Origin of the sequence: Moorena sp. SIO4G3, from assembly GCF_010692305.1 — a bacterium.
Taxonomy (GTDB): Bacteria; Cyanobacteriota; Cyanobacteriia; order Cyanobacteriales; family Coleofasciculaceae; genus Moorena; species Moorena producens_A.
The window spans coordinates 1-5136 of sequence record NZ_JAAHIG010000525.1; the positions used below are offsets into that span (position 1 = coordinate 1).

Sequence of the window (5136 nt, forward strand, 5' to 3'; positions counted from 1 at the left end):
ATAAATGTTGGGAATTAGTTGATGCTTTAATGCGTTTAAGTCGTCATAAGCTCGATAATTATTTACGAGGTATGAGAGCTATGAAGCTTATACAGTCTACTTTTTAGCTCTCATGTCGCCCCCCCAGTTGCAACTCCTGATCACTAAGACTTGGTAATTGCTTCAATAAAAATTCAGCTCTATGTCGCATTTTCCTTTTATATGTGAAACTAACATTTATAGAAAAAGCGATGCACCTTCTTTAATTTGGAAATACCATTACACCCATTGCTATTAGGAAATAGGGAACTTCGGATCAGTAGGTAAGACCGTGCTACATCCCTACTCCCTACTCCCTACTTCCTACAATTCAATCGAATAATAATCCAAAGCACCTTCTCCCGCACCCTGAGTCCACCGTGAATCAGGTTTCCAAGCACCATTTTCTTCTTCCCGACGGCGAGTGTAGACAGTGAGCTGATTATCCTCAATTTTCAGTAGATTATATTGCCAAGGATAACCGGGTATGAGTTCTTTGGTGTGTGCGCCAAAGGTGCCAGCACAAATTCTGTCGAGTTTGCGCCCATCTCGGCTGAGGTCGTAACGAAAAAGGCTGGTTTCGGCTCTGTGGATGTGTCCGTGGAGGAAGAAGCGGAATCCAGCAACAGCGAGTTGTTGGATGAATCCTTGGTCAGTAATGCGATCGCGTCCAGCACTATTCAGGGCATGGTGCCAAACCGCTAGTTTCAGGCAGTTGCCGTAGTCTGGGTTACGGCGAATTTCGGTCAGGGCATTGCTCAGAGCACCTGGGTGGATGCTAGCCCGGTCTCTGAATTCGTGATCCAGTTGCCAAGCGGAGTTTAGTCCTAGGATCAGCAAGTTTTGGTCTGGGAAATAGTCGATAATGGCTTGCTGGTCATAGTTGAGGGGATAGGCTTGAGCTTTGATAGCCTCATAGAATTGGCTGAAGTGGGTAAACCGTTGTTTGTATTTAGCTTCATCTCGGACTCGAATCACCTCTTCAGTGACTTTGATGTAGTGACCCTCTGTGAGTGTACCTTGGTAATTTTTGCGATCGCGTAAATCATAAGCATCTTCTGCTAGTTTCCAATTGAGGTCATGGTTACCGGGAACTAGAACAATTTGCTTCGAGTCTAGGGGGAAGTCTTGGCGGAGGTTCTCGATAAACTGTTGTGCAGCCTGGTATTCGTCTGGAGTGGAATAATTGGCGATATCACCGGAGAGGATAAGGGCATCAAGGTTAGGGATTTGAAGGTCTTGGATTAGGTCTTGGGCGAGTTGGTTTGACCAAAGGGTAGCTTGCTCAGGGGTGGTGATGTGGAGGTCCGAGAGGTGGAGGATGTACATGGTTTGAGTGGGGGGATTATAGATTGGGTTGTAGATTTGGTAGCGCTCTTGAATGGCTTCAAGAGCATTCATGGTGTTGTGAAAAGTATATAGATCATGAGTTACTGCAAATTTTTCGTTTTTGAGGCGATTAATCAGTTTAGGAATAGTGGCTTCTGTCCCAATTTTTCCCAGAGCAGATGCCGCACTAATACACACATCTTCGTGGTGATCATCCAGGCATTTAATTAACGGGTAAATCGTGGCTTCTGTACCGATTTCTCCCAGAGCTTTTGCCGCAATACTACGCACAGAATATTCATCATCATCCAGGCATTTAATTAACGGGTAAATCATCATTTCTGTTCCAATTTTTCCCAGAGCAGATGCTGCCCTCCAACGCACATCTAAGTCGGGATCATCCAGGCATTTAATTAACGGGTAAATAGCTAGTTTTGTTCCAATTTTTCCCAGAGCACATGCCACACTTCTCCGCACAAAATAGTCATGATCATCCAGGCATTTAATTAACGGCTTAATCGTAACTTCTTTCCCAATTTTTTCCAGAGCATATACCGCACTACTACGCACATAATAGTCGTTATCATTAAGGCATTTAATTAACGGTTTAATCGTAACTTCTTTCCCAATTTTTCCCAGAGAAGATGCCGCACTACTACGCACATAATAGTCGTTATCATTAAGGCATTTAATTAAGGGATATATCGTGGCTTCTGTCCCGATTTTTCCCAGAGCAGATGCCGCACTACTACGCACAGATGAGTGCTGATCATCCAGGCATTTAATTAACGGCTCAATCGCCACTTCTGTTCCGATTTTTCCCAGAGCAGATGCCGCACTACTACGCACAGATGAGTGCTGATCATCCAGGCATTTAATTAACGGCTGAATCGCTGCTTTTGTACCCATTTTTCCCAGAGCATATGCCGCACTAATACGCACCAAATATTCGTCATTATCCAGGCATTTAATTAACGGTTCTATCGCCACTTCTGTTCCAATTTCTCCCAGAGCATATGCCGCACTAATACGCACAGATGAGTGGTGATAATCTAGGCATTTAATTAATGGTTCTATCGTAGCTTCTGTCCCCATTTCACCTAGAGCTACTGCCGCCCTCAAACGCACATAATTATGATCATCATCCAGGCATTTAATTAACGATTCTATCGTAGCTTCTGTCCCGATTTCACCCAGAGCAGATGCTGCACTAACACGCACAAAATAGTCGTCATCATCCAGGCATTTAATTAACGGTTCAATCGTAGCTTCTGTTCCAATTTTACCCAGAGCAGATGCTGCACTAATACGCACATAATCATGGTCATCATCCAGGCATTTAATTAACGGTTCAATCGTAGCTTCTGTCCCCATTTCACCCAGAGCTGCTGCCGCCCTCCAACGGACATTATCGTGGTCATCATACAGGCATTTAATTAACGGTTTAATCGCTACTTCTGTCCCAATTTTACCCAGAGCTGCTGCCGCAATTTTACGCACATAATAGTCTTTGTAATCCAAGCATTTAATTAACGGGTTAATCGTGGCTTTTGTTCCCATTTTACCCAGAGCAGATGCCGCCATTCTACGCACAGAAGAGTTGTCATGATCCAGGGATTTAATTAGCTCAGGCATGGCTTTTTCTGATGCCGTTATTCCCAACAACTCAACGTTAAGTAACTTCGGAACGTCTAACCGAGCCACTAACTCAACAGTCTGCTCCTGAAACTCGGGTTTTACTGCTCCTGCTAACCTGGCTCCCAGTTGCCAATCCACTACTAACCCTAACGTTACCACCCGCTGGGCTTGGGATTGATCATCTACCAATTGCAGCATCAGCACCAGAGGTTCTGTCCATTTCAAATAATTGAGATAGTTCTGTTTTAACTCCTGATCCCTAAGATGTGGTAATTGTTTCAATAAATATTCGGCTGTATAGTATTCTTGGATCAGTTGGTGTCGAAACTCAATCAAGTCTCCTGATTGTTCAATCAAGTGATAGTTGAGTAAGTCCCCAAGCAAAGTTTCGGGGCAAACATGAGGATTGACAACAGACTTCTTAGATAGATAGTCAGTTAAAATTTCTTCGGCTTTTGTCTTGGTAATAGCAACAGTTATCTCCTTGGGGTTATCCGCTGCTGTCATCATAAACCCTAACTCTTGTAGCAGTTTAGGCCACAATAGTTTTGATGCCCTTGAAACGTTAACATCTGCTTTGATTTGCTTAGAATAAAGCTCGGTAAATGAGCGAAACACTAAACCCAGATTCGACGGTACGTTGCCTATAGACTTAAACAGGTCACATAGCATCATCAATAGTAGGGGGGTTTGCCCAAATTCCCGTAAGCGTACGCCCAACTGCTCAAGCATCTGCTCTCCCTTTTCTGGCAAATACTTTCGGACAAATTCCGACATTTGGGCTGCACTCAAGGGTTGCATTTCCAACTTCTTCTGAATCCCCAAGTCACCACCTACTCCTAAATCCCTAGTGGTGAAAATCATGGGAGTACGCTTCTGGTAATCCCTCCGAAACTGAGTTAAATCCGAGCGTGCTGCTTCTGAGGGTAGCTCGTTTACCCCATCAATCAGTAACCAGAATTGTCCCTCAAACAGTAGTCTTTCGATCTCGGTGGAGTCCAGCAGTACATCATGGCGTTTCAGAAAATTCCGCACTAACTCCAGCACCGATGTCTGGTAATATCGCAGTTCCACTAGCACCGGAATTTTCCCTTGTATCCCTTCATCCCCCAACAATCGCACTAATGCAGTGGATTTGCCCGAACCCGGACGTCCCACCAGTAAGACATGGTCAGCAGCATACTTGCGCAATCCTTCTAGGACAGGCAAACGCTCGGGTTCTTCCGGATTCTGGTTTCTTTCTGGCTGCTCCGACTTCATGGTTTCCACCATCAGGCCATCAAACAGCCCAGGAGTCTGTTGCTGCTGCTTGCCCTTACGCTCTTCCACATCGGTCAGGGTATAAACTTGCCACCATTGGGCGTAGGTGTCACGGATTGATGCTAGATAGGGATCCCAATCGACCATGTTGAAGGTTATTTGGTTGAAGGTTGAACGCGATTGCGTGGCCTTTGGCCAAGGTTTAAGGTTTAAGGTTTTTTAAGGTTGAAGGTTGAAGGTTTAATCAGGTTGAAGGTTGTGTGGTTGAACGCGATTGCGTGGCCTTTGGCCAAGGTTAGTTTGTTGAACGCGATTGCGTGGCCTTTGGCCAAGGTTATTTGGTTGAACGCGATTGCGTGGCCTTTGGCCAAGGTTGAACGCGATTGCGTGGCCTTTGGCCAAGGTTATTTGGTTGTTCGCCTTTGGCGTTCGAGTAGGGTAGGTTGAGGGATTCACTGTGCTTGTGGGCTGTATGGGGGATTGCTTAAAAGGGGGAGTGCCGGAATCTGATGGGCACCTTGCCCATGGTCTTTGGGTTTATCCCTGGTCTAGTGGATCACCCATCAACTCCCAAACCCCAGCATAATAATAATTCCAGCTAAATCTGCCCAAACAGGAATATTTTGTGGTGGAAACTACTGGCGAAGAAAACAAGAAACAGATCTGGGTGATTAAAGCCTTGGGGATTACCGCTAGTGGTGTGGTTGTGATTGTGATTGTAGTTGCAATTATAGTTGACAAAATTATCTATAAGTGCTTATACCCCTTTCCCTAGATCTTTCCATCTCCTAATCACGCCATCTCTAGGTCTTCCAGTGCTATTGTGCCACTGGCAACTGTTGACATAATATTTTTTTTGTAAATTAGTTGAGAAAGCTTAGCATTTGACCA

At 44.9% G+C, this 5136-nt stretch carries 3 protein-coding genes; 1 reads left to right on the top strand and 2 read right to left on the bottom strand.

All coding sequences use genetic code 11. From position 1 onward, the window contains the following. Nucleotides 1-342: 342 nt before the first annotated feature. Nucleotides 343-4392, bottom strand: a complete 4050-nt coding sequence (locus F6J99_RS41850; RefSeq protein ID WP_293122536.1) for a HEAT repeat domain-containing protein — start codon at nucleotides 4390-4392, stop codon at nucleotides 343-345. 93 nt (nucleotides 4393-4485) lie between these two features. Beyond that, nucleotides 4486-4701 (bottom strand): hypothetical protein, encoded by a 216-nt coding sequence (locus F6J99_RS41855; RefSeq protein ID WP_293122538.1) that lies wholly within the window; start codon nucleotides 4699-4701, stop codon nucleotides 4486-4488. Between the two features lie 169 nt (nucleotides 4702-4870). Here F6J99_RS41855 and F6J99_RS41860 point away from each other — a divergent pair, with 169 nt between their 5' ends. Further along, nucleotides 4871-5020, top strand: a complete 150-nt coding sequence (locus F6J99_RS41860; RefSeq protein ID WP_293122541.1) for a hypothetical protein — start codon at nucleotides 4871-4873, stop codon at nucleotides 5018-5020. The last annotated feature ends 116 nt before the right edge of the window (nucleotides 5021-5136 follow it).

What these genes read in the sequence shown, in the direction of transcription:
- F6J99_RS41850 (WP_293122536.1), bottom strand. Translation starts at nt 4,392, where the DNA reads ATGGTCGATTGGGATCCCTATCTAGCATCAATCCGTGACACCTACGCC.